This window comes from Morococcus cerebrosus (assembly GCF_022749515.1).
In the GTDB taxonomy this organism is placed as follows: domain Bacteria; phylum Pseudomonadota; class Gammaproteobacteria; order Burkholderiales; family Neisseriaceae; genus Neisseria; species Neisseria cerebrosa.
Genome location: NZ_CP094242.1, coordinates 159,960 through 184,989, shown reverse-complemented (window position 1 = coordinate 184,989; position 25,030 = coordinate 159,960). Strand labels below are relative to the sequence as shown.

The window sequence follows — 25,030 nt, the reverse complement described above, 5'->3', positions numbered from 1 at the left end:
GGGGTCGTCTGAAACAACAGTGATGGGTTTAATGGCTGACGTGCCGTAATGCGTGGGTTGTGTTGCTTTTATTGTGGGGGATAAACGTTTTCAGACGACCTTGATGGTCTTCGGGTCGTCTGAAAACTTTGTATTGTCTATTTTATATTCGTTCTGCCAACGCTTTCTCTGCAACTTCGAAATCAGAAAAATGATGCTTCACACCCTGCATGTCCTGATAATTTTCGTGTCCTTTGCCGGCAATCAGAACGATGTCGTTTGCCGCGGCGCGTTCGACTGCGTAACGGATGGCGGCGGCACGGTCGGCTTCGACACATTCGGGCGCGGGCACGGCAGGCAGGATGTCGTTGATGATGTCTCGCGGATTTTCCAAACGCGGGTTGTCGCTGGTTACGACGACTTTGTCTGCACCCTGTACGGCTGCTGCGCCCATCAGTGGGCGTTTGCCGCGGTCGCGGTTGCCGCCGCAGCCGAATACGCACCACAAAGCCGCACCCTGTGGTTTGATTTCCTGCAAGGTGGAGAGTGCTTTTTCCAATGCGTCAGGTGTATGGGCGTAATCGACGACGACCAAGGGCTTGCCGCTGTTCATAATGCAGTCCATGCGGCCTGAGGCGGGACGGATTTTTGCCAGCACATCCAATACTTTATCAAGCGGATAGCCGTTTGCACAAAGCAAGGCGATGCAGGCGGCAAGGTTTTGCGCGTTGAAGCGTCCGAGCAGGCGAGTGCGGCAGCGGCCTTCGCCCCACGGGGTTTGGGATACGGCTTCCATGCCGTCTGAAGAAGCGGTGAAATGAACAATGCGGATGTCGGCGTGTTCGCTGAAGCCGTAGCTGTAAACGGCCAAATCAGGGCAGTCTTTTTTCAGACGACCTACGAGTTCTGCGCCGTATTCATCATCTACATTGATGACGGCGTGTTTCAAGCCGTGCCAGTAAAACAGGCGCGACTTGATGGCACCATAGGCTTCCATCGTGCCGTGATAGTCGAGGTGGTCTCGGGTGAGGTTGGTGAAGATTGCGCTGCGGAACGGCACGCCGTTGACGCGCGATTGGTCAAGGCCGTGGCTGGAGACTTCCATCGCGGCGGCTGTCGCGCCTTGTTGACGGAAACGGTAGAGCAGGGTTTGGACATCGACGGGGGCGGGGGTGGTGTGCGTGGTTTCTTCCAATGCGCCCCAAAAGCCGTTGCCGACCGTGCCGATAATGGCGGTTTTTTCGCCCAACAAATCGGCGGCTTGCGCCAGCCATTGTGTGATGGAAGTTTTGCCGTTGGTACCGGTTACACCCCAGACTTTGAGGTCGTCTGAAACGTTGCCGTAAACTTGCGCTGCCAACATGCCGGCACGGTGTTTCAAATCTTTGATGCCTTGATTGGGGACTTTCCATTCGGGATTCCACGCAAATTTGCCGTCGTCGTCCCAAAAAACAAAAGCCGCGCCGTTGGCAATGGCGGCGGGGATATAACTGCGGCCGTCCGTATATTCGCCCTGACAGGCAACAAAAATATCACCTTGTTTAATTTGACGGCTGTCTGAATGCAACAAACGCCCTGCTGCGTTTGCACACAGCAGAGGCGGAATGTTGGTTTCAGCTAAAGGGGTTAACTTGCTGAACATAAAATAATCTCGTTGATACTCGGATTAAGACGGTGTTTTAACGGCTGCAACATTGGTCAGAGGCTTGGTGGGGGAAACGCCCAAGATATTCAGGCTGCCGCCCATGACTTGTTTGAAGACCGGACCCGCCACTACGCCGCCGTAGTAACCGTTTGCAGTCGGTTCGTCGATGGTTACCGCCACAATCACACGGGGATTTTTGGCAGGAGCAAAACCGATGAAAGTTGCGACGTGTTTGTTATCAACGTAACGTCCGTTGACCAACTTACGCGCTGTACCGGTTTTCGCGCCGACGTCGAAACCATCTACCGCACCCGCCGTACCCGTACCGCCGGGCTCGGTTACAGAAACCATCAAATCACGAACTTCACGCGCGGTCGAAGCTTTAATCACGCGTTTGCCTTTGGGCGCAACCGCCTGTTTCTCAAAGCTGACCGGCAACAATTCGCCGTCATGTGTCAACATGGTATAAGCACGCGCCAATTGAAGCAGGCTCAATTGCAAGCCGTAACCGAAAGACATGGTTGCCTGTTCAATCGGCTGCCATCTGCGCCAGCTTCTCAAAAGACCGGCCGTCTCACCTGGGAAACCGGAGTGCATCCGCACGCCCACACCCAAATCATGATAAAAATCATACATTTCTTTAGGCGTGAATTTTGCAGACAGTTTACTGGTGCCGACGTTGGAAGATTTTTGCATAATGCCGCGCACATCCAAAGTAGGATACACATGGGTATCGCGTACGGTAGCGGGACCAATTTTATAAGGCATGGTGTTAAAACGATCAGCCACACCGACTTTGCCGGAATCCAGTGCTTTAGCAATTGTAAACGGCTTCATCGCGGAACCCGGCTCAATCATATCGGTAACGGCGCGATTGCGGCGTTGTTCGCTATCAGCGCTGCCCGGTTGGTTGGGATCATAGGCAGGGCTGTTGACCAAAGCCAAGATTTCGCCGGTTTGTGCATCCAATACCACAACCGTACCTGCTTTGGCTTTGTGATAAGCCACTGCTTTATTCAGCTCATCATAGGCAAGCGTTTGAATACGTTGATCCAAAGACAAAACCATGTCCTGCCCGTTTTTCGGATCGCTGTTCCGCGGAGAATCCAAACTATCGACGATATTGCCTTTATTGTCGCGCAAAACCACTTTCGCGCCGTCCGCACCATGCAGACTGTCTTCTCGCGACAATTCCAAGCCTTCCTGACCTTTGCCGTCGATATTGGTAAAACCGATAACGTGTGCGAACAGGTTACCCATCGGATAATGGCGTTTCAGTTCTTTTTGGAATGCCAAGCCTTTAATGCCCAAAGCTTTAATTTCTTCCGCTTTTTCTTGGCTGAGTTGGCGCTTCAGATAAATAAAATCTTTATCTTTTTTCGCCAATTTTTCCTGCAACGCCTCAACAGGCAGATCAACAATAGCCGCCAACTTAGCCATCTGTTCGGCAGTCGGCATTTCTTCCATACCGGAAGGCATGGCATACAAGGATTCAGTCGGTGCACTCAACGCCAAAGTCGCGCCGTTACGGTCCGTAATCATGCCGCGCGACGCAGGTAGAGTCAGGGTACGGACAAAACGCTGATCACCCTGATTTTTCAAAAACTCATGCTGCGTGGTTTGCAGATAAATACCGCGCCCGAGCAATGCAGTAAAAGCAAGTGCCATACACCCCAAAACAATACGGATACGCCCGTCGCTGGTAACGGGTTTTTTGATTTTTTCGACCTTAGGCAGCATCCGAGGCTTATATTCGTTCTTAATCAACATTTTAAAGTTCTCATATATTATGTTTGCCGAACCCGTGTTCCGCATACCGACGAATATCTTCTCTATTTGCCGGCTTTATCATTATTAATATTATTTTTTTCTTTCCACCATTAATATTATTTTTTTCTTTCCACCATCACAGTATTGCCCGCACTAGGCGGTTTGAGGCGCTGCTTCTCAGCAGCCACCTTAATCAGCTTGTGGTTCGCCAGCCGCGCCTGATCCAATTTCAAGCGTGCATAGTCCTGATCAAGCTTAATTTCCTGCTTTTGCGCTTTATCCAAAGCGATGAAGTGCAAACGCGATTGGTCTTGCACGGTGACCACCGCAAAAGCAGATACCGACACCAAGACCAACAAAAGGATATTTAATTTATTCATTATTTTCAGACGACCTCAATCTGTTTGTTCCGAGGACACCTGCCCCACATAATGCTTATTCTGTAATCTCACCGCCCGTCCGCTCCGCGACTCGTAAAACTGCGCTGCGCGCCCGCGGGTTGAAGGCGGTTTCCTCAACACCCGGCTTTATCGCCTTTCCCACCGACTTTAACGGCGGCAGAGGCAAATCCGCTTCTTTTACTGCCGCCCAACGCGGCAAGGGAGGATGTTGCGAATACTTCTTGACAAACTGTTTCACGATGCGGTCTTCAAGCGAATGGAACGCAATAACCGCCAAACGTCCGCCTTGCTTCAGACGACCCATCACTTGCGGCAGAACCGCCTCTACCTCTTCGAGCTCGCGGTTAATAAAGATGCGAACTGCCTGGAAGGTGCGCGTCGCAGGGTCTTGCCCCCGCTCACGAGTACGGACGTTTTGTGCCACGAGCTGCGCCAGCTTGCGGGTTGTATCGATCGGACTTTCTGTCCGTTGCGCAACAATGGCGCGCGCAATCTGGCGACTAAACCGCTCTTCACCATAATTCTTGATAACCTCGTGCAAATCCTGTTCCGATGCTGTTGCAATCCATTCTGCAGCGGACATTCCCCGCGTCGGATCCATGCGCATATCCAAAGGTGCATCAAAACGGAAACTGAAACCTCGTGCGCCGTCATCTATCTGCGGGGACGAAATCCCCAAATCAAACAACGCACCATCTATCTCTTCAATACCCAGCTTATCCAAGGTCGTCTGAAAACTTGAAAATCCGTCATGGACTACCGTAACTCGCCCATCCTGCTCGGCCAGCTTTTGCGCAGCTTCAATCGCTTGCGGGTCTTTATCAAACACAATCAGACGACCTTGACTGCCCAGACGGGACAAAATCAATCGGGAGTGCCCTCCCCTGCCGAACGTCCCATCTACATAAATACCGTCTTCACGAACCGCCAGAGCATCAACCGCCTCATTTAACAAAACGGTGATATGTTGATATTCAGCATTACTCACAATTGCAAATCCGTCTGACTTAATTGGAATGCCAACTCTTCAGGATCATCATCCAAAGCCTGAGTCATTTCAGCTTCCCATTGATCACGGCCCCACAATTCCAAACGGTTGGCGCGACCGACCAAGGTAACGTCTTTTTCAAAATCCACCCGTTTGCGCAGATTGGCAGGAATCAGTACGCGGCCGGCGCTGTCCCATTCCAGCGTATCCGCATTATGCAGCAGCAGATTTTGATAACGCTGCAACATCGGATTTCCTGCCGTTTTCAGGTGCAAAAGCTGCTCGGCAACCTTTGCCCATTCAGCCTCCGGATACATCAGCAATTTTTGACGGGAATCCAAAGTAACCACAATCGACGGCGTATAATGGCGCAGCAAAATATCGCGGAACTTGGCAGGAATCGCCAACCGCCCTTTGCTGTCAATACTCAATTCGTGAGCGCCACCAAACACAATTTCGTCCTATCGGTTTAAATCGGAATTTTTTGGGCAATGCAGACACTTTTACCCACATCGCCCCACTAGCCCACACTATAAAAAATTTTAACGCCTCGGTCAAATCGCCTTACTCTAAAATCCCAGTACATATGCAACAACAAAATCATTAAAAAACAGTATTTTAACCAAACAAGCAAACAAGCCGAACCACCTATTTTACCCGATTTGGTTTTTAAAAACACAATATGTAGTATTGCAAATATTATTTAGACACAACATATAGTATAAAAAAATGAAAAAACGCCCCTTTTCCGTTCACGTTATAATAGACAAATAAATTCATAAATTTTACATTATCTAACAATTATGAAGGCACACCTCCCCCTCCCCTCCCCTGCCGCGCAAGCCTCAAGTTCCAAACTATTCGAAATAATCAAACAGGAAATAAAAGCCCAAAATAACTGGATTCCTTTCTCACGATTTATGGAGCTTGCACTCTACACACCCGAATACGGCTACTACACCGGAGGCAGCCACAAAATCGGCACAGACGGCGATTTTATCACCGCCCCCACCCTCACCCCATTATTCGGACAAACCCTCGCTCGACAACTTGCCGAACTACTCCCCCAAACCGCCGGCAACATCTACGAATTCGGCGCAGGCACAGGACATCTCGCCGCCACCTTATTGAAAAGCCTTTCAGACGACCTCAAGCATTACTACATCATCGAACTCTCCCCCGAACTTGCCGAACGCCAACACCAATTCATCGCCGAACACACCACTCCACAACTGGCACAAAAAGTCATACACCTGACCGAACTGCCCGAATCCTTCGACGGCATCATCATCGGCAACGAAGTCCTCGATGCCATGCCTGTCGAAATCATCCGCCGCACTCAATACACCTTCCAACACATCGGTGTCTCCATTAACTCCGATGGACAGCTTGAACATAGCCCGCAACTCTTAAACCAACCCGACCTCCTCCGTTTAGCCGCCACCTACTTTCCCGAAACCGAACACCCCTACACCAGCGAGCTACACCCCGCCCAATACGCCTTTATTCTCACCCTCGCGCAGAAAATCACACGCGGCGGCATGATATTTATCGACTACGGTTTTGACGCCGCCCAGTATTACCACCCGCAACGCGACGAAGGCACACTCATCGCCCACTACCGCCACCACACCGTTCACGACCCGTTTTTCCATATCGGTCTGACCGATCTGACCGCACACGTCAACTTTACCGATATTGCCCAAGCAGGCACCGACGGCGGGCTAGACCTCATCGGCTACCTGCCCCAGTCCCATTTCCTATTCAACCTAGGCATTACCGACCTATTGGCACAAACCGCCCCTCCAGGCACGGCAGACTACCTCCGTGTCAGCACCGCCGTACAAAAACTGACCGACCAGCACGAAATGGGCGAACTCTTCAAAGTCATCGCCTTTGGCAAAAACATCGATATCGACTGGACAGGTTTCCGCTTCGGCGACATCTGCCACAAACTTTGAAATCCCCTACCTCAAACCATCCTCCAAACACACAGGTCGTCTGAAACACAGTTTCAGACGACCTCATCCATGTTTTATTCCATTAAAAAACAAAAACAAAACATAAAGTACAAAATAAAACTTGCCAAAAACTCAAAACAACATATAATAGCGACTTCACGAAACGGCGAATTAGCTCAGTCGGTTAGAGCAGAGGAATCATAATCCTTGTGTCCGGGGTTCGAGTCCCTGATTCGCCACCAAATTTCGGGGGTATAGCTCAGTTGGTAGAGCGCTTGCATGGCATGCAAGAGGTCAGCGGTTCGATCCCGCTTACCTCCACCAGATAAAAAAGACCTTGTTTAAAACAAGGTCTTTTTTATCTTGCATATTTGTTATATAGTCAAATGGATAAACATACAATAGAATTGAGCCTCCTTTATCCTGAGGATATATTCATTCACAAATACCTACATTTTCAAACTCTCCATCCTAAACCATCTGCTGCTTTATCATACTTTCAAACAAAACCGATCCCTTTTTAAATACCCGGGTAAAATTATTAGTGTCTTTAATATTAAACTTGAAACTTAAATGCGCCGTGAATGTCTATCTTTAATCGGTTAACCTACTCAGCAGGATGCAGATTTATGTCGATAACTGTTTCACTCATCGTCCCAGTCTATAATGGCGGAAAATTTGCGGCAGGTTTGTGCCGTCATTTTGCAGGTCTGCATAAGGCTATCGAAGGGATAGAATTTATTGTTGTAAACGACGGTTCTACCGATGATACATCGGCTCAGTTCAGGCAGTTTTTCAATGAACATCCCGAATTGCAGGCGCAGTTGATTGATACGCCCAACGGCGGAGTCAGCAGGGCGCGCAATATCGGTTTGTCCAAAGTGCGCGGGGAATATGTGATGTTTATGGATCACGACGACAATGTTGATCCGCCGCTTATGACAGATTTGGTTGAAAAAATGAAACGTTCCGATGCGGATATACTCCAATTCAATGTTGATGCGCGCTATCCTGCCAATGAAGATGAGGTTATCGGTTTAGCGGATTATATGGACCGCTATCCGTTTTGGTCGTGCGTTTGGGCGTATATCTACAAACGCAACCTGTTGGAAAAAGCAGGTCTGAAATTTATCGAAGGGCGGATTCGCATTTGAAGTGCAACTTTCCATAACAGAAAAAGGCCAGTATGCGGTAGCATACGGCCTTTCCTGCAAGAAAGATTGCCATGAGCTACACACAACTGACCCAAGACGAACGATACCATATCCAATACCTGTCCCGCCACTGCACCATCGCCGAAATCGCCAAACAGCTCAACCGCCACAAAAGCACCATCAGCCGAGAAATCAAGCGGCACTGCATCCAAGGACAGCAATACAGCGCCGAAAAAGCACAGAAGCAAAGCCGGCTGACCAAACAGCACCGGCGAAAACCCTATAAGCTCGATTCGCAGCTGGTTCAACACATCGACACCCTTATCCGCCGCAAACTCAGTCCCGAACAAGTATGTGCCTACCTGCATAAACACCACGGGATCACACTCCATCACAGCACCATTTACCGCTACCTTCGCCAAGACAAAAGCAACGGCGGCACTTTGTGGCAACACCTCAGAATATGCAGCAAACCCTACCGCAAACGCTACGGCAGCACATGGACCAGAGGCAAAGTGCCCGACCGCGTCGGCATAGAGAACCGACCTGCTATCGTCGACCAGAAAACCCGCATCGGCGATTGGGAGGCCGACACCATCGTCGGCAAAAATCAGAAAAGCGCGTTATTGACCTTGGTCGAACGCACTACCCGCTACACCATCATCTGCAAATTAAAGAACTTAAAAGCCGAAGACACTGCCCGGGCGGCCATTAGGGTATTAAAGGCATATAAAGCCAGAGTCCACACCATCACCATGGATAACGGCAAAGAGTTCTACCAACACACCAAAATAGCCAAAGCCTTGAAGGCGAAAACCTATTTTTGCCGCCCTTACCATTCTTGGGAGAAAGGGCTGAATGAGAACACCAATGGACTCATCCGGCAATATTTCCCCAAACAAACCGATTTCCGAAACATCAGCGATCGGGAGATACGCAGGGTTCAAGATGAGTTGAACCACCGGCCGAGAAAAACACTTGGCTACGAAACGCCAAGTGTTTTATTCTTAAATCTGTTCCAACCACTGGTACCCTAGTGTTGCACTTGAAATCCGAATCCAAGAAGGCATGAAATATTTGGAAGACGGCGTATTTTTGACCGAGTATTTTTTGCAATGCAAAACCGTCATTGCCAGCAATACCGTTGTTTATGATTATGTCGACAACCCCGAATCCGCTATGCGCAGCAAGCGTACGCCCGAGCAGACGAAGAAATACCTCGACGACATCGGTTTGGCAGTAAGGGAATATACGCGCCTGCTCGCTACGCCTGGGCAGCCGCCTAAAGTTGCCCGCAGGTTATTGGAAATACGGGATTCCTTCCAATTCATCCATTTGGTTTCGATGCTTAAAAGCGGTGTTTCTACGGACGAACTGTTCCGCAGGCTGGAAGAAAACGGCTACGATTTCCGAATGGCGGGCTATCCCAGCAAATTCAACCGCCGCCGCGACGTACGCCTTTTGTGCCACGTATTCCGCAGCCGTTTGTTGTTAAAGCTTCTGGCGGCTTCCAAGATCATGGCGAAAGATTGACAGACTCAAAAAGGTCGTCTGAAAACCAATACAGGTTTTCAGACGACCTTTTTATTTCATCCTGCGCTTCAATCAGGCGTATCTTTCAACTCTGCGCCCAAATCCTTCAAACGCTGCAATACTTCGTCCCATACTTTATCCAAATCGCGGCACGCTTCGCCTTCCGCCTTGATGCCGAATTCGATATGCGGTTTGACCGCCGTTCCGTCCGCATTTTGCCAGCCGACGCTGGGCAGGCTGTAAGAGCGCACGCCCGGGTAGGTGCGTTCGACGTATTCCATAATCGGAGCGATGCGTGATTCGGGTTGTCCAAACACATACACGCTGCGGCTGCCGCGTTCGGTTTGGTTGAAGCGGTCGGCGTAATAAGTATCCAAAACCCATTCCGCCATCGGGTGCGCCATCACGGGGAAGCCGGGGAAGAAATAATGTTCGCGGATGGAAAATCCGGCGATATTGTTGAACGGGTTGGGCACAAGCTCTGCGTCTGCGGGAAAATCCGCCATTTTCAGGCGCTGGGCGTGTTCGGGGGCGTCAAGCGGTTCGCCGCGTTTAAGGGTAACGGCTTCGATGAACTTGGCGGCTTCGGGATGGCGGACGACGGGCAAATCCAAAGCAGCGGCGGCAGCTTGGCGGGTGTGGTCGTCGGGCGTGGAGCCGATGCCGCCGGTAACGAAGGTCGGCAGGCCGTCTGAAAAGCTGCGGCGCAGTTGTCTAACCAGCAAATCAGGTTCGTCGGGCAGGTATTGCACCTGATTGAGCTTCAGCCCGCGCGATTCCAGCAGGGATTTGAAAAAGGCGAAATGCTTGTCTTGGCGGCTGCCGTGCAGGATTTCGTCGCCGATGATGATGAGGTTGAAAGCGTTCATGGATAGGTTTTCTTTACCGATGCCGTCTGAAAATGTTGATGGTGCTGTAATTTATTCCCTCTCCCGTGGGAGAGGGCTGAGCTTGCGCTTTTCAAGCAGCGTTTGCTTAAGGGCTGCTGCCTATACCCTCTCCCCAGCCCTCCCCCACAGGGGAGGGAGTCGGGTTGCGGATGGCGTAAAGGTCGTCTGAAAAGATTTTCAGCGAAACGGGCAAGGCTCATTTTCAGACGACCTTTACGGCTGACAATGTGTTCTATTTATAAGATAATGTTTCAACACACAGGACTACACACAAAGCGCAGCCCTATGTATCGCCCTGATTTGGAAGAGGTTGCATTTCTCCCAAACAGTCTCTGATTCTACCGCCCCGAAGGGCGGGGTTTCAACCGTTAAGGTATTTTTAATAACCCCTTTTAAGTCCGAAGAATTGTCATGAGCCAAAACAATACTATCCTGCAACACCTCCCCGTCGGTCAAAAAGTCGGCATCGCCTTCTCTGGCGGTCTTGATACCTCTGCCGCGCTGTTGTGGATGAAACTCAAAGGCGCGCTGCCTTATGCCTACACTGCCAACCTCGGCCAGCCCGACGAAGACGATTACAACGCCATTCCCAAAAAAGCGATGGAATACGGCGCAGAAAACGCCCGCCTGATCGACTGCCGCGCGCAGTTGGCACACGAGGGCATCGCCGCCATCCAATGCGGCGCGTTCCACGTTTCCACCGGCGGCATCGCCTACTTCAACACCACGCCTTTGGGCCGCGCCGTTACCGGCACCATGCTCGTTTCCGCCATGAAGGAAGACGACGTCAATATTTGGGGCGACGGCAGCACCTACAAAGGCAACGACATTGAGCGTTTCTACCGCTATGGCCTCTTGACCAATCCTGCGCTGAAAATCTACAAACCTTGGCTCGACCAACAATTTATCGACGAACTCGGCGGCCGTCACGAAATGAGCGAATTTCTGATTGCCAACGGTTTCAACTACAAAATGTCGGTTGAAAAAGCCTACTCCACCGACTCCAATATGCTCGGCGCGACGCATGAAGCCAAAGACTTGGAATTCCTCAACAGCGGCATCAAAATCGTCAAACCCATCATGGGCGTTGCCTTCTGGGACGAAAACGTCGAAGTCAAACCCGAAGAAGTCAGCGTACGCTTTGAAGAAGGCGTGCCCGTTGCACTGAACGGCAAAGAATACGCCGACCCCGTCGAACTCTTCCTCGAAGCCAACCGCATCGGCGGCCGCCACGGCTTGGGCATGAGCGACCAAATCGAAAACCGCATCATCGAAGCCAAATCGCGCGGCATCTACGAAGCCCCAGGCATGGCATTGTTCCACATCGCCTACGAGCGTTTAGTAACCGGCATTCACAACGAAGACACCATCGAACAATACCGCATCAACGGCCTGCGCCTTGGCCGATTGCTCTACCAAGGCCGCTGGTTCGACAGCCAAGCCCTCATGTTGCGCGAAACCGCCCAACGCTGGGTCGCCAAAGCCATCACCGGCGAAGTCACCCTCGAATTGCGCCGCGGCAACGACTACTCGATTCTGAACACCGAATCGCCCAACCTGACCTACCAACCGGAACGCCTGAGCATGGAAAAAGTCGAAGACGCCGCGTTCACCCCGCTTGACCGCATCGGCCAGCTCACCATGCGCAACCTCGACATCACCGACACCCGCGCCAAACTGGGTATCTACTCGCAAAGCGGTTTGCTGTCGCTGGGCGAAGGTTCGGTATTGCCGCAGTTGGGTAATAAGAAATAAGGTTTGCAGTTTTGCATCATTGGCAACTTAAGGGGTCGTCTGAAAAGATGATCCCTTGTAAAAGGAATCCCATGAAAGAATACAAAGTCGTCATTTATCAAGAAAACCTGCTGTCCAGCCTGTTTTTCGGCGCAGCCAAAGTCAATCCCGTCAAATTCAGCGCGTTCCTCAACAGCCAAACTCCCGAAGGTTGGCGTGTCGTAACCATGGAAAAAGATCAACGCCGTATGCTCTTATTTTTCAGACGTGAAGCCTACGTCGTCATTTTGGAGCGGGAACGTGTTTAAACTCGGCGTTTATGCCTGTCTCGGGCTGTTTGTCGGCTGGGTGTTGCTGCTGATTCTGCAACTTTGGTTTTCTTTTATCGAGGCAGAATTATTCTTCAAAATTACCCTGACCATGGCGGGGTTGTTTGTCATCATCCTCGCTGCCTTGCTGGTGTGCAGTCAGTATTTTTCCGAAAAGAAAATGAAAGACGACGGGTTTATCAACTGATGCGGCTCCGGATAAAACCTGCATCCAAACCATAATAGGTCGTCTGAAAAACCGTTTTCAGACGACCCCACTATTTCCTCAAATCATTTGAAATCATGAAATTCTTCACACACTTTTATCTTGAAAACCATATGTATTTCAACGACTACTTGAAATACGTCCTCATTTTCGCCGCGCTCGTCGTCCTGCTGCTCGCCGTATCGCAATACCTGCGCCACCGCATGGACACCAAATACCGCGACCTGAGCATTATTGCCCTGCTGCTGCTCATCCTCATCAGCGGCATCCAATACCTCTCATACAGCGAACGCCAAAACTTCGCCGCGGACAACTCGCGCATGGTCGGTTTTCTCAATACCCTGATTGAAAACCAAAAAGTGGAAAAGCGCGACATCAGCGTCAACAGCACGCACCTATACAACGGCATGATCGTCGGCATCAAAAACCAATACTACGAAGTCCATTTCAATCAAGACTTCTCCGCCTACACCCTGACCCCCATCAATCTGGTCAACAACAACATCGAACTTATCGACAAAGAATAACAGGACACACTCATGGAAGCATACTCCCTCCTTGCCCTCAAACTCCTTATGGGAATTTTAGGTTTGGTTTTGCAAATCAACCTTTTAGGTAAAGGCAACCTCGCCCCCACCTCCGCCATGGATCAAGTGCAAAACTATGTTCTCGGCGGCATCATCGGCGGCGTGATTTACAGCGACAGCGTCGGGCTTTTACAGTTTTTCCTCGTGCTGATTTTGTGGACGCTGTTGGTCTTGAGTCTGAAATTCATCAAAAACCACAACCACTGGGTCAAATCCGTGATTGACGGCAAATCCGTCTGGGTCATCGTCAACGGCGAAATCCAAACCGAAGAATGTATGAAAAACGGCATCAGCGCACATGACCTGATGTTTAAGCTCCGTGCCGCCGGCATCTACGAAATCTCTGCCGTCAAACGCGCCGTCATGGAGCAAAACGGCCAGCTCGCCGTCATTCAGTACGGCGACGAAAGCCTGCGTTACCCCCTGATTACCGACGGGCAAATCGACCATGACATCTTAGAAATCATCAAACGCGACGACGAGTGGCTGAAGCAGGAACTTGACCGTCTCCATCTTGATGCTTCGAAAGTCTATATCGGCGAATATATCGACGGGAAATTGGTGGCACACCCTTATCCTTGATGGTGAAAATGAAGGCTGTGTTTGGATAGGTTTTCGCAATAAACCTACCGTTAATCCAATGCTCGAATAGAGTCAAAAGAAAAAAGGTCGTCTGAAAACTGAATTTCAGACGACCTTTGTGTTTCTACGTCCCGCGTTAGAACGATTTCACCAGCGACAGACCAACTTCGTTTTGCTTGTAGCTGTACAGCCAGTCGGTGTTGCCTTTGACGCGGCGGTGTTTGTAGCTGAGGACGGGCTTCATGCCGGCAAATTTCCAGCGGTCCGCGCCTATGCTGAGGCGGTAGGTCTGTTCTTTGTCGCGGCGGCGTTGTTCGAGGACGGCGTTTTCTGCGCGGTGGCTGCGGATGCCGAAGGTGGCGGAGGCGGAGGCGTCGAAACCGGCTTCAAACATTTTTGCCGCGCCCAGCCGTGCGGAGATGAGGCGGTAGCTGTCCACCGGCTCTTGGGCTTTGCGCTGCTGCCAGTCTATGCCGCCGTAGAGCATGAGGTCGTTGCGCGGGAAGTAGGACAGGGTGTTGTAAACGAAGAAGAGGCTGCCGTCGAGCAGGCGGGTTTTGTCGGAATAGGAGAGGTGTTTCCACTCGGCTTCGGTGTTCCACGTCCAGCTGCCTTTGTCGAGGTTCCACTCGCTGCGCACGCCGTAGGCACGGTTGAGGGTTTTGCCGACGCTGCCGTTCCATTCGACAAGCGGGGCGAGGGCGAAGGTGTGGCGGTGGTTTTCAAACTGGTAGCCTGCGCTGAGGTTGAGCGTGTGTTCGTTGAAGTCTTTATGGTCGCGGTAGAAGCGGCCGTAGCCGAGCGCGCGGGCGGCGATGCCGTGGTGTCCTTTAATCTGCCAGCGGCGGACGGCGGCGGCTTCGTATTTGATGCCGTTGGCGGAAATGGGCTGGTCGCCGGAAAATTCTTCCCAGCATTCGCCGTCGATTTCGGTTTTACACCACACTTTGCCGCTGGCTTCGTTGATGTTGCTGTTGTGGACGGCGCCGACGGAAAGGCTGCCCTGCCAGCTTTGGCGTTGGTTTAGAGAGTCGCGGAAATGTCCGATGTTTTCTTTGACGGCTTCGGGCAGGTCTTCGTTTTGCAGGCGCATAAATTCGGAAGTGGCTTCGCGGTTCAGACGACCTTCAAAGAGCAGGCGGGCGTAATCGAGGCGTCCGCGCGTGAAGTCGGGGTGGCGTTGCAGCAGGGTTTCGTAGTCTTGTTTGGCGGCTTTCCACCTGCCTTCGCCGCGGGCGAGCGAGGCGCGAGCAAAGAGGGCGATGTCGGGGTCGTATTCGGTTTGCTGGGTATAACGCTCGAGCAGCGGGCGCACGGTTTGCCAGTCGCTGCGGTTGACGGCGTTAAACAGGGCTTCGCCTTGGTCGGCTTCGGGGTCGGTTTCGGCTGTCTGCCCGATGTTTTCGGCTGGAATGTCGAGGCGGTATTCGCGCACTTTTTGTTCCTGTTCCTGCATGGTTTGGCGGGTGTTTTGCCACAGGCGTTGCGCGGTACGGTCGTCTGAAAAGTCAGAACGGGGCGCGGCAAGGACGGGGGCGGCGAGAAACAGGAGAAGGCAGGCAGACGGTTTGTACATGGTGTCGGCTTTCCGGTCGGCGGGTTTCAGACGACCTTGAGAAGGTTGGCGGGCTGCTGTTTAAAAAAGCCTGCGTGAAGCAGGCTTTATGTTACTTAACTACGGATTTTAGCGTTTCACACCGCCGAATGCCGTATCCAAGTTGCGGTCGGTTTTAAATTTGGCAACACCGGCCAGCGCGCTTGCGTTGTGACCGAAGAAGTGGCCTTCGGTTTTACCGAAGTGGCCGTTGGCGCGGGCGTAGCCTTCAAACGATGCGCTGGACGGTTTGATGCGGGAATGGATGTCCATCTGTACAGCGTTGTTTTTCATAGAACCTGCCAAGACGCGTTGACCGAAGTCTGCGCGCAAAGTACCGACCATCGGGTTGTTGCCGGTGTAGTTGTTGATACCTTTGACGGCGTAGTTGGCTACACCGGATACCGGCATAGAGGTAGCGCGTTTGTCGCCAGAGTAGAAAACACCGCGGTTGGTGCCTTTGGCGTATTCTTTACCGACCCACTCGCCGTAGTACACTTCAGAGCCGCCGCTCTTGATGGTGTTGAATGCATAGCGGCCGAGGTTTTGACGGGTGTATGCGTCGTTAACCTGTACGGTTTTCACGCCGTTGCGGTCTACATTGCCGGGCATGCGGTTGACGTTGGTGTAGTGCACGCCCGAACGGTAGGCAGCGTGTTTCATCACTTTTTCGCCTTCGGCTTCAGATGCGGGTTTGCCCCATTTTTTGCCGTATTTGTGGTTTTGGTAACTGTAATCAAATGGATTGTAGGCATTGTTGGCGGCAAATACGCCTGCGCTGAACAAAACAGCCAAAACAGCAGCGGTGGTTTTTTGCAGATTCAGTTTCATGATACGCTCCTTAGGGGAAAAACGATGGTGGGGAAAATGATGTTCCGTCCGTGTCAGTGTGAGCAGACTATCGTTATGTGAGGAGACTTGTTTTTCTTTTTTCTGAACACCATTCTAGGCTGGGAGTGTTAGAGGAGAATTAGCGGATGTTTTGGAGAACGTTGGAATGAGATAAGAATAGGATAAGAATGTTTGTTTTTAGTTAAGAAGTATAGTAAACACGGCTGGTGTTGCCGCACGCCGCAATTTAATCTGTCCTTATTGAGATGTTTTGGTGATGGATTAATTGAAATGATTCATAAAGAAGGGGAAAGGTCGTCTGAACATTTCTTTCGGCAGAACCCGTAGAATTTGTTTCAGACGACCTTGAAAATTGAGAAATAATATCTAGGAAATAGGCAAAAAAATAACCGCCAAAGGCGGTTTGTTTTGGTGGCCAGAGGCGGAATCGAACCGCCGACACACGGATTTTCAATCCGTTGCTCTACCAACTGAGCTATCTGGCCTTCGCTGTTTCGTTGCGAGATGTGCATTAAACCAAAAACGGCGTTTTAACGCAAGGTTTATTTCGATGCGCCATATATTATTTTTATAAACATATGTTTTATATTGGATTAAAAAGCAGCGTATTTGGCAGGTTTTGCCCGTTTTTCGCAGCCTTTCCTATAAATAGGCAATACGATAAAATACGCGCTGTCTGAAACACCATCATGAAGGAAGCCGCCATGACCCGTATGGTTCACTGCGTCAAACTCGGCAAAGAGGCCGAAGGTATGAAATTCCCGCCACTGCCCAACGAGCTGGGCAAGCGTATTTTTGAAAATGTGTCCCAAGAGGCTTGGAATGCGTGGACGCGTCATCAAACCATGCTGATTAACGAAAACCGCCTGAGCCTTGCCGACCCGCGCGCGCGCGAATATTTGGCGCAACAGATGGAGCAGTATTTCTTCGGAGACGGCGCGGATGCTGTTCAGGGTTATGTCCCTCCGCAAGAATAAGCGCAAGCTGTTTTGAATGACAAAGGTCGTCTGAAACCGAAGTTGGTTTTCAGACGACCTTTTTCTGTTTGACGGGCAATTATGCGCCGAACACTTTCAAACGGTTTTCCACCGGTTCAAAGGCTTTTTCGCCGGCAGGCGCTTCGATGCCGCCGATAACCATTTGCGCGCGCAGAAGCCAGCTTTCGGGCAGGTTCCATTCTTTGGCGATGGCGGCGTCGGGCAGCGGGTTGTAGTGTTGCAGGTTCGCGCCCACGCCGGCGGCGGCAAGCGTTGTCCAGACGGCGTATTGCGTCATTGCGTTCGCATGGTCCGCCCAAACGGGGAAGTTGGCGGCATAAGAAGGGAACTGCTCTTGCAGGCCTTTGACGACGTTTTGGTCTTCAAAAAACAAAATGGTCGCCGCGCCTGCTTTGAACAGGTTTAATTTTTGCGCGGTCGGCTCGAATTGTTCGGCAGGCACGATGGCGCGCAAAGCGTCTTCAACAAATTGCCACACTTTGCCGTGTTCTTCGCCGAAGAGGACGACGACGCGGGTGGATTGCGAGTTGAAGGAAGAAGGTGTGTGCAAAACGGCGTGTTTGACGATTTCGCTGATTTCTTCGTTGCTGACAGGCAGGTTTTTATTCAGTGTGTAAATGGAACGGCGAGTTTCTGCCGCTTGTTGCAAGGTTTGATAAGTCATTTTGTTTTTCCTTTGATTTAAGTTTAATCGGTTGGCGGGTTTAGAAATCTATTCGTAAAACCCGCTTTGTTTGTTTTCAGACGACCTTTGGGTCTATCAGGATTTGTTTTTGCCGAACAGGTTGTCCAATGCCAATGAGCCGCCGCCGGCTGCTGCCAGATAGAGGAACACGAAGCAGAACAATACTGCCGATTCGCCGCCGTTGGCAAGCGGGAACAGCGCCGAACCTTGGGAGGCGTGTGCCATGAAATAGGCAGCCGCCATCTGGCCGGACAGGATGAAGGCAGCGGGACGGGTAAACAGTCCGAGAATCAACAGGATGCCGCCGACGATTTCCAGAATGCCCGCCACCAGCATCAAGCCTTCGGGCGAACCGCTGCCCATGGCAGTCGGGAAGCCGAAGAATTTCGACGTACCGTGTAAGAGGAAGAGGTAGGCGGTTACGATACGCAAAACGGACAATAAAATAGGTTGGATACGGGCGCAGGTTGCAGACATGGGGTTCTCCTTATCAAAATGCGGGGTTTAAATGAAAACTAATCTTATCTGTGCAGTATAGATAATTACTTCCAGTAGATATATACTTCTTTTATTGATACAACGTTTCCCTAAAAGAAAACATGGATACCCTGTTCAGCCTCAAAGTTTTCCGCCAAGTCGTCCAAAGCGGCAGCTTCACCCGCGCCGCCGAGCAGCTTGATATTTCCACCGCGATGGCGAGCAAACACGTCAGCCATCTGGAAAATACGATTAAGGCCAAACTGCTGCACCGCAACAGCCGCAACCTCCACCTGACCGAAGCAGGCGAAGAATACTACCGCCAATGCAGCTACGCGCTCGATACGCTCGACACCGCTGCGCAAAAGGCGGCAGGCGGGGCGGACACGCCGCAGGGCATGTTGCGCGTGACCATGCCGCTTTGGTTCGCGGGCAATTTAATCGGCACTTGGCTGGCGGAATACCGCGAACGCTATCCCGAAGTCACGCTCGATTTAGTGCTCGACAACCGCCACGTCGATTTGATTGCCGAAGGCTTCGACCTCGCCTTGCGCGTGGCAAAAACCCTGTCGCCGTCGCTTATCATCAAGCCGCTGGCGCAAATCCAATTCGTCCTGCTTGCCTCGCCCGAATATCTGGCGAAACACGGCAAACCGCAAACGCCCGAAGAAGTCATGCGCCATCCCGCCATCCTGCCGACCTACACCGACCAGCGCAATTTGGAAATCACCCATCGGGAAACGGGCGAAAAAAGTATTCTGACGCTCAATCCGGTGATTCAAAGCGACAATACGCTGATGATACGCGAATTGGTCAGGGCGGGCGCGGGCATCGCCTATCAGCCGCTGTGGTCTGCCAGACAGGATTTGAAGGAAGGCAGGTTGGTCAGCCTGCTGCCGGAATATCGGGTGCGGACCGAGCAATTAAACGCGGTTTATGTGGACAGGGCGTTTTTGAGCGCGAAGGTGCGCAGTTTTATCGATTTCCTGAACGAGAAGATTTCGGCGGAAGGGGAATGAGGATTGGGGATGAAGGTTGGCAAAAGGTCGTCTGAAAACGGGAAACGGTTTCAGACGACCTTTTGGTTTGTGCGGCGGTTTATTTGACCTGCTGCATGTATTTTTTCAGACGACCCTTGCTCTGCATGGCGCGGTTTTCCAGTTCGTCCACGACGGCTTGCGCTTTGGCTTTGTTCACCGGTTTGCCGACCTGAATCACGCCGCTCATGTTCATCATGCGGTGTGGCGGGCAGGTGTAGACGTACACGCCTTCTTTGTCGAGCTTGAGGGTGAAGTCTTTGCCGTCTTCGGACAGAAAGTCGGCAACACCGTCGGGCAGGGCTTTGCTTTGCACCCAGTGGCCTTTGTTGGCGGCTTTGAAGGTTACGGTGTCGCCGACTTTGGCGTTGACGTAGCCGGGTTCGAACACCATGCTACCGTCTTTGCCGTTGTCGAGCATTTTGACTTCGTGGTTGGCGGCGTATGCGCCGAGGGAAGCGGTCAGCATGAGGAGGAAGAGGGATTTTTTCATGGAGGGAGTCCTTTCTAAGGATAAAAAATATGGGTCGGGCTGATGAGTCGGAGAGGCAAGCCTTGGGCTTACCGCCCTCTCCCTAACCCTCTCCCGCGGGCGAGGGGATAAGTTGCAGGGAGTCCGCAGGCCGGATGCTCAAATCCGACATTTCAGGAGCGGTTAAGTTACGCACTCTGCCGCATCGGGCGGATAACGGGCAGGCCTTTGCTGTCGTATAAAAGTTCGATGTCCACTTTGTACAGCCTGCCTATCATGTCCGCCTGCAACACATCCTGCGGCGCGCCCTGCGCCTGTACTTTGCCTTCGCCGAGCAGAATCACGCCGTCTGAAAATTGCGCGGCGAGGCTCAAATCGTGCAAGACCATCAGCGTAACCAGATTGTGTTCGTGCGTGTATTGCACCACGCGCTCCAAGAGGTTCAACTGATGGTGCATATCCAGCGCGCTGACCGGTTCGTCCAGCATCAGGATTTCGGGACGGCGCAGCATGACTTGGGCAAACATCACGAGCTGCCGCTGTCCGCCGGAAAGCCGCATGACGTCGCGGTGCGCCAGATGGCCGATGCCTAGCTCCGCCATGATACTTGCGGCTTCGTGCAGCAGTTCGTCGCCGACGTGCATGTGCAGCGCGTCCATGCGGCCGAGCAACACGACTTCCAGTGCGGTCAGCGAGGCTTCGGCGGCGGTGTCCTGCGGCATATAGCCTATGCGTTTGCGCCAGCTTTGCAGGTGGATTTTGCTCAACGCTTCGTCGCCGTAGCGGATGGTGCCTTTGTGCGCCACTTCGCCGAAAATCGTTTTCATCAGCGAGGATTTGCCCGTACCGTTCGGGCCGAGCACGGAATAGACTTTGCCTTGTTCCAGCGTCAAATCGATACTGTCGGCGACCACATAATCGCCGCGTCGGATATGTACGTTTTCCAGTCGGAGCATTTTGGACGACCTTTAAGCAAAGAGGGCGGCAAACCAGTTTTTAATACGTTGCCATAGTGACGGTTCGGCGACGGTTTCGGCTGATGCCGCAACAGTGTCGGCAGCCGCTTGTTTGTTGCAGTCTTCCAAACCGTCGCAACCCAAACGGATAAAGAAAGTACCCTTCGGCTCGACCGGCAGGTATTTACGGTGGAATTCACGGTAGGTCTCTTCCGGATTCACATCGGCAAAGGCTTCGGGATACAACGCTTTGGCGATAAATTGGGCGGATGCCAAATCGGAAAGCGAACGCGAAGCAGTATGGTAAATGCCGAACACACGGCCGTTTCGGACAGCGGGAATTTCCGCCCAACCGGCACGCCGGATAAAACCCTGTAAGCGTTTTTGCGCTTCGGCGGCTTCGATGCCGATGCCCATCGCCATTGCCGCCGGCTGCTTCAGTCCGGCTTCGGTGCCGGAAATAATCACAACGTCGGGCTTGGCGGCAAGAAACTGCTCGGGATTAATCGCCCCCCAGTCTTTGATGAAGGCTGCGGCAATATTGTCGCCGCCCACTGTATCGGCAATCGCACCCCACATATTTTTGCCGAAAGTAAAGCTATGTTCGGCAGGACCCTTGTCTCCGAACTCGATATAGATTTTCGGCTTGGGCTTGCCCGCTTCGGCCACGCGTTTTTGAATGTCGGCTATGCCTTGGGCGTATTCGCCGGCAATCTGCCCTGCACGCTCCGGCGTACCGGCGATTTCGCCGAAAAGTTTGGCACTGGCGGTATGGCGTTCGACCGTTTGCGCATTGAAATCGACCACAACCACCGGAATGCCGGCTTTTTCGAAACGCGGCATTTCTTCTTTCAACACGTCATACTGCCAATCCGCCAACACCACCACATCGGGTTTCATTGCCAAGGTTTTCTCAAACGAAAATGTACCGGCGTTCACATTGCCGATGTCGCCGATGTTTTGCAGCGAAGGGATTTTGGCGCGGTAGAGCGACCAACTGCCGGAGTTGAATTTCTCCCAAAATTCGCGCGAAATACCGACCACATTGTCAAATTTATCGACACCGGATACGGCAATATAATCAGGATAATAAAAGCCCAGCACCACACGTTTGGCAGGCACATCGACCCGCACTTCGCGCCCGCGTACGTCGGTAAGCGTTTTCACTTCGGCACAAACACCCTGCACGGCAAGACTGAACAAGGCAGCGGTTAAAATACGGCAAATAGGTTTCATTGGTTCTCTCTGTAAAATAAAAAAACAGTTTCAGACGACCCCGTCGCAACAAAAGACCGTCCGAAAAAACTTACCGCTTGGACAATACAATCCAAAAGAAAAACGGTACGCCGACAAACGCGGTAACAATCCCCACCGGAAACAGCGCACCCGGGATAATCACCTTGGACAACACGCTGGCGACCGATAAAAACGCCGCCCCTGTCAGCATCGCGCCGGGCAGGAAAAAGCGTTGGTCCTCACCGAGCAGAATCCGCGCCACATGCGGCGCGACCAGTCCGATAAAGCCGATTACGCCGACGAAACTGATTGCCGTCGCCGTCATCACCGCCACCAGCACCAGCGTTTTCAGGCGCAAAAGTTGCAGATTGATGCCCAGCCCGACGGCGCGTTCTTCGCCCAAGCGCAGCGCGGTCAGCTTCCACACATCGCGTGAAAGCAGCAGCACGCACACCGCCGTAACCGCCGCCGTAACCGCGACAGTCTCCCAAGTCGCCTTGGTCAGGCTGCCAAACAGCCAAAACAAAATCTGCTGTGAAATCTCAGGCGCGGCGATAAATTGAATCAGCGACAAAATCGACTGAAACAGAAACAACAGCGCAATCCCGACCAACACCAGCATCGCCGAATTGAAGCGGCGTGCCGAGGCAAACAGAAACAAGATGCCCGAAGCCAACATGGTCATCACAAACGCGCCGATGGGAACGGCGACCGTTTCAGGCAGCCCGAAACCGCCGAACGCAATCACCACCGACGCGCCCAAACCCGCCGCCGCCGCCAAACCCAGCGTATAAGGGCTGGCCATCGGATTATTCAACAACGTCTGAATCTCCGCTCCGCCGACACCCAAAGCCGCACCGACCACCAGCGCCATCACCGCAATCGGCAGGCGCAGATCCATCACAATCAGGCGGTTCATTTCATCGACTTCGGGTTTGCCCAGCAAAACATTGACCACTTCGCCGACAGGCAGCGTGTCCGTCATCGCCGGACCGGTGGCGATGTCGAATAAGAAGCTGACCGATGCGATGATTAAAAACATCAAAACAATCAACCAACGCTTGCCTTCCAACTTGCGCTGGTTTTTCACAATCTCGGCGACAACCGAATCATTCATTTTTTAAGCCTTTGAAATTAAGGAACAAGGTCGGACATCCATGCCCGACAATCTCTTTTGTCTGTATCCGTTTTGAAGGGTGGTTTTTTTGAAAATCGGGATAACGGCGTTCCAAAACGGCTTTGCCCTCTCCCTAGCCCTCTCCCACGGGGAGAGGGAACAAATGGCAGGGAATCAAAACAATGGTCGGACTTCAGTTATCTGATCCCCTCTCCCCGTGGGAGAGGGCTAGGGAGAGGGCCGCAACAGTCAAACCCACCTGACATTCCCCACTCGGCACGACGGAAAGTCGTAGCGTAGGCTTTGCCCGCGAAAACATGGAAACCCTCATACCGTTCACCATCATTTCTGCACGCTACCCGTGGGCAAAGCCCACGCTACGGTTCTGTACAAAACCCACGCTGCTTTCAGACGACCTTTCGCATAAAAAGGTCGTCTGAAACCTGCAAACCAGCCTTATTGCCTTTTTGGATACAGGTAAAACTTACCACTCGGCACGACAGGAATTCGTAGCGTGGGCTTCGCCCACGAAAACAGGGAAACCCCATACCATTCGCCATCATTTCTGAAAACATTACCCGTGGGCAAAGCCCATGCTACGGTTCTGTATAAACCCATGCTGCTTTCAGACGAGCTTCCGCATAAAAAGGTCGTCTGAAACCCAGAAGCCCGCCTTACTGCCCTTTCGGATACAGGTAGAACGTACCGTTCGGCACGACCGGCAGGTTTTGGCGGTAGAAGTCGGTATACGTTTTCTCAGGATTGAAGTCTTTGAACAACTGCGGATAAATCGCTTTGGCCATAAATTGAATCGATGCGCCGTCGGAAAGCGTGCGCGAGTTGGCGTGGTAGGCGGCGTAGAGGCGGTTGTTTTTAATCGCAGGCAGGTTCGCCCAGCCGGCGCGTTTGGCAAAACCGGCCAAGCGTTTTTCCGCTTCGGCTTTCGGAATGCCCCAGCCCATCACCATGGCGGTCGGGCTTTTCTTCAATTCGGTTTCGCGGCCGGTAATCACGATGACGTCGGGTTTGGCGGCGAGGACTTTTTCAGGATTGATCGGGCCGTAGAACTCGACCGAAGAAGCGGCGATATTGTTGCCGCCGACCAGCGTCGCCATCGACCCCCACATACTCTTGCCGAAGGTTACGCTGTGTTCCGCCGGGCCTTTGTTGCCGAACTCGACATACACTTTAGGCTTGGGCAGATTGGCTTTTTTCACGCGCGCTTGGATGGTGTCGGCGATGCGTTTGTAGTCTGCCGCCAGCTTGTCGGCCTTTTGTTGCTGGCCGGTCAGCGTGCCGATGAGTTTGGTTGATTGGATGTGTTTGGCGACCGTTTGCGCGTTGTAGTCCAACACCACAATCGGAATGCCCGCTTTGTTGATGCGGGCAAGGTCTGAACCCAAAGCCTTATACTGCCAGTCCGCCAAAATCAGCAAATCGGGTTTCAATGCCAATACTTTTTCAACGGAGAACGTGCCGACTTCCACCTCGCCCACGTCGGCAAGCTGGTTCAACTTGGGCACGGCTTTGCTGAATGCCGCCCAGCTCGGCGGCGCCCAGTCGGCCCAAACCGCTTTGGAGAAGCCGACCACATTATTCAGCGCGTCTTTACCGCCGATGGCCATGTAGTCTTGATAATAAAAACCCAAAACCACGCGTTTGGCGGGCAGGTCGACGGTTACTTTGCGGCCGTTGACATCGGTAAGCTGAACCGGTTTGGCATGGACGGCGGCAGTGCCGAATGCCAATGCGGCGGCGAGGGCAAGGGAGGAGAAGCGCGACAGTTTCATTAGAGTAAAATCCTTTTAATAAATAATGTTATATATGATTTATATATGAATAAGAATC

At 52.2% G+C, this 25,030-nt stretch carries 26 protein-coding genes and 3 tRNA genes; 13 read left to right on the top strand and 16 right to left on the bottom strand.

From position 1 onward, the window contains the following. Nucleotides 1-142: 142 nt before the first annotated feature. The 5 genes from MON37_RS00865 to mraZ form a co-directional block, all read right to left on the bottom strand. A complete protein-coding gene (locus MON37_RS00865; RefSeq protein WP_039405758.1) occupies nt 143-1,621 on the bottom strand; it encodes a UDP-N-acetylmuramoyl-L-alanyl-D-glutamate--2,6-diaminopimelate ligase in 1,479 nt (492 codons plus the stop codon). A 24-nt stretch (nt 1,622-1,645) separates the two neighbouring features. Continuing rightward, the gene (penA, locus tag MON37_RS00860; protein WP_029609824.1) at nt 1,646-3,394 is read right to left on the bottom strand and encodes a peptidoglycan D,D-transpeptidase PBP2; all 1,749 of its coding nucleotides are present in this window, start codon (nt 3,392-3,394) and stop codon (nt 1,646-1,648) included. Between the two features lie 116 nt (nt 3,395-3,510). Beyond that, on the bottom strand, nt 3,511-3,774 hold the full coding sequence (ftsL, locus tag MON37_RS00855; protein ID WP_003743297.1) for a cell division protein FtsL: 264 nt from the start codon (nt 3,772-3,774) through the stop codon (nt 3,511-3,513). A gap of 55 nt (nt 3,775-3,829) precedes the next feature. Further along, the gene (rsmH, locus tag MON37_RS00850) at nt 3,830-4,783 is read right to left on the bottom strand and encodes a 16S rRNA (cytosine(1402)-N(4))-methyltransferase RsmH (RefSeq protein ID WP_039405764.1); all 954 of its coding nucleotides are present in this window, start codon (nt 4,781-4,783) and stop codon (nt 3,830-3,832) included. Next, entirely contained in the window at nt 4,780-5,235 is a 456-nt protein-coding gene (gene mraZ / locus MON37_RS00845; protein WP_003761336.1) for a division/cell wall cluster transcriptional repressor MraZ, read from the bottom strand. The genes rsmH and mraZ overlap by 4 nt, the downstream gene beginning before the upstream one ends. Before the next feature lie 351 nt (nt 5,236-5,586). On the opposite strand from mraZ, the gene MON37_RS00840 reads away from it, so the two are divergent. From MON37_RS00840 to MON37_RS00815, 6 genes are all read left to right on the top strand, one after another. Beyond that, a complete protein-coding gene (locus MON37_RS00840) occupies nt 5,587-6,744 on the top strand; it encodes a class I SAM-dependent methyltransferase (protein WP_039405767.1) in 1,158 nt (385 codons plus the stop codon). Nucleotides 6,745-6,909: 165 nt separating this feature from the next. Then, nucleotides 6,910-6,986, top strand: a tRNA-Met gene (locus MON37_RS00835). Between the two features lie 6 nt (nt 6,987-6,992). Beyond that, nucleotides 6,993-7,068, top strand: a tRNA-Ala gene (locus MON37_RS00830). A 305-nt stretch (nt 7,069-7,373) separates the two neighbouring features. Next, on the top strand, nt 7,374-7,898 hold the full coding sequence (locus MON37_RS00825) for a glycosyltransferase (RefSeq protein ID WP_242883716.1): 525 nt from the start codon (nt 7,374-7,376) through the stop codon (nt 7,896-7,898). A gap of 71 nt (nt 7,899-7,969) precedes the next feature. Continuing rightward, nucleotides 7,970-8,935, top strand: coding sequence for an IS30 family transposase (locus tag MON37_RS00820; protein ID WP_242883583.1), 966 nt, complete (start codon nt 7,970-7,972; stop codon nt 8,933-8,935). Nucleotides 8,936-8,966: 31 nt separating this feature from the next. Continuing rightward, nucleotides 8,967-9,431: a hypothetical protein gene (locus MON37_RS00815; protein WP_082013638.1), complete on the top strand. Its 465-nt coding sequence runs from the start codon at nt 8,967-8,969 to the stop codon at nt 9,429-9,431. Nucleotides 9,432-9,499: 68 nt separating this feature from the next. Here the strand turns inward: MON37_RS00815 and MON37_RS00810 are convergent, their stop codons facing one another. Further along, on the bottom strand, nt 9,500-10,300 hold the full coding sequence (locus tag MON37_RS00810) for a competence/damage-inducible protein A (RefSeq protein ID WP_039408587.1): 801 nt from the start codon (nt 10,298-10,300) through the stop codon (nt 9,500-9,502). Nucleotides 10,301-10,732: 432 nt separating this feature from the next. On the opposite strand from MON37_RS00810, the gene argG reads away from it, so the two are divergent. From argG to MON37_RS00785, 5 genes are all read left to right on the top strand, one after another. Further along, nucleotides 10,733-12,076 (top strand): argininosuccinate synthase, encoded by a 1,344-nt coding sequence (argG, locus tag MON37_RS00805; protein ID WP_003765076.1) that lies wholly within the window; start codon nt 10,733-10,735, stop codon nt 12,074-12,076. Nucleotides 12,077-12,147: 71 nt separating this feature from the next. Next, nucleotides 12,148-12,363, top strand: coding sequence for a DUF4177 domain-containing protein (locus MON37_RS00800; protein ID WP_003765071.1), 216 nt, complete (start codon nt 12,148-12,150; stop codon nt 12,361-12,363). Beyond that, entirely contained in the window at nt 12,356-12,571 is a 216-nt protein-coding gene (locus MON37_RS00795; protein ID WP_003677014.1) for a hypothetical protein, read from the top strand. The genes MON37_RS00800 and MON37_RS00795 overlap by 8 nt, the downstream gene beginning before the upstream one ends. A gap of 95 nt (nt 12,572-12,666) precedes the next feature. Beyond that, nucleotides 12,667-13,116 (top strand): DUF3290 family protein, encoded by a 450-nt coding sequence (locus MON37_RS00790; protein ID WP_003677016.1) that lies wholly within the window; start codon nt 12,667-12,669, stop codon nt 13,114-13,116. A 12-nt stretch (nt 13,117-13,128) separates the two neighbouring features. Then, nucleotides 13,129-13,758, top strand: a complete 630-nt coding sequence (locus MON37_RS00785) for a DUF421 domain-containing protein (RefSeq protein ID WP_039408582.1) — start codon at nt 13,129-13,131, stop codon at nt 13,756-13,758. Between the two features lie 136 nt (nt 13,759-13,894). On the opposite strand, the gene MON37_RS00780 is transcribed toward MON37_RS00785, so the two are convergent. From MON37_RS00780 to MON37_RS00770, 3 genes are all read right to left on the bottom strand, one after another. Then, entirely contained in the window at nt 13,895-15,334 is a 1,440-nt protein-coding gene (locus MON37_RS00780; protein WP_039408579.1) for a surface lipoprotein assembly modifier, read from the bottom strand. Between the two features lie 108 nt (nt 15,335-15,442). After that, on the bottom strand, nt 15,443-16,183 hold the full coding sequence (locus MON37_RS00775; RefSeq protein WP_039408576.1) for a Slam-dependent surface lipoprotein: 741 nt from the start codon (nt 16,181-16,183) through the stop codon (nt 15,443-15,445). A 430-nt stretch (nt 16,184-16,613) separates the two neighbouring features. Next, a tRNA-Phe gene (locus MON37_RS00770) sits at nt 16,614-16,689 on the bottom strand. A 219-nt stretch (nt 16,690-16,908) separates the two neighbouring features. Between MON37_RS00770 and MON37_RS00765 the strand changes: the two genes are divergently transcribed. Beyond that, a complete protein-coding gene (locus MON37_RS00765; protein ID WP_029609564.1) occupies nt 16,909-17,181 on the top strand; it encodes an oxidative damage protection protein in 273 nt (90 codons plus the stop codon). 79 nt (nt 17,182-17,260) lie between these two features. Here the strand turns inward: MON37_RS00765 and MON37_RS00760 are convergent, their stop codons facing one another. After that, on the bottom strand, nt 17,261-17,866 hold the full coding sequence (locus MON37_RS00760; RefSeq protein ID WP_039408573.1) for a nitroreductase family protein: 606 nt from the start codon (nt 17,864-17,866) through the stop codon (nt 17,261-17,263). A gap of 96 nt (nt 17,867-17,962) precedes the next feature. Next, nucleotides 17,963-18,364, bottom strand: a complete 402-nt coding sequence (locus MON37_RS00755; RefSeq protein WP_003755717.1) for a DoxX family protein — start codon at nt 18,362-18,364, stop codon at nt 17,963-17,965. Between the two features lie 122 nt (nt 18,365-18,486). Between MON37_RS00755 and MON37_RS00750 the strand changes: the two genes are divergently transcribed. Continuing rightward, a complete protein-coding gene (locus MON37_RS00750) occupies nt 18,487-19,383 on the top strand; it encodes a LysR family transcriptional regulator (RefSeq protein ID WP_039408571.1) in 897 nt (298 codons plus the stop codon). A 79-nt stretch (nt 19,384-19,462) separates the two neighbouring features. On the opposite strand, the gene MON37_RS00745 is transcribed toward MON37_RS00750, so the two are convergent. The 5 genes from MON37_RS00745 to MON37_RS00725 all read right to left on the bottom strand — a co-directional run bounded on the left by MON37_RS00745 (nt 19,463) and on the right by MON37_RS00725 (nt 24,972). Then, entirely contained in the window at nt 19,463-19,894 is a 432-nt protein-coding gene (locus MON37_RS00745) for a plastocyanin/azurin family copper-binding protein (RefSeq protein WP_003743313.1), read from the bottom strand. Nucleotides 19,895-20,061: 167 nt separating this feature from the next. Further along, complete coding sequence (locus MON37_RS00740; RefSeq protein ID WP_003779566.1) at nt 20,062-20,829, bottom strand: ABC transporter ATP-binding protein; 768 nt, start codon at nt 20,827-20,829, stop codon at nt 20,062-20,064. Nucleotides 20,830-20,841: 12 nt separating this feature from the next. Then, entirely contained in the window at nt 20,842-22,065 is a 1,224-nt protein-coding gene (locus MON37_RS00735; protein ID WP_003755726.1) for an ABC transporter substrate-binding protein, read from the bottom strand. A gap of 70 nt (nt 22,066-22,135) precedes the next feature. Next, entirely contained in the window at nt 22,136-23,182 is a 1,047-nt protein-coding gene (locus MON37_RS00730) for a FecCD family ABC transporter permease (RefSeq protein ID WP_003779571.1), read from the bottom strand. Between the two features lie 674 nt (nt 23,183-23,856). Then, a complete protein-coding gene (locus MON37_RS00725; RefSeq protein ID WP_039408567.1) occupies nt 23,857-24,972 on the bottom strand; it encodes an ABC transporter substrate-binding protein in 1,116 nt (371 codons plus the stop codon). Nucleotides 24,973-25,030 lie beyond the last annotated feature (58 nt).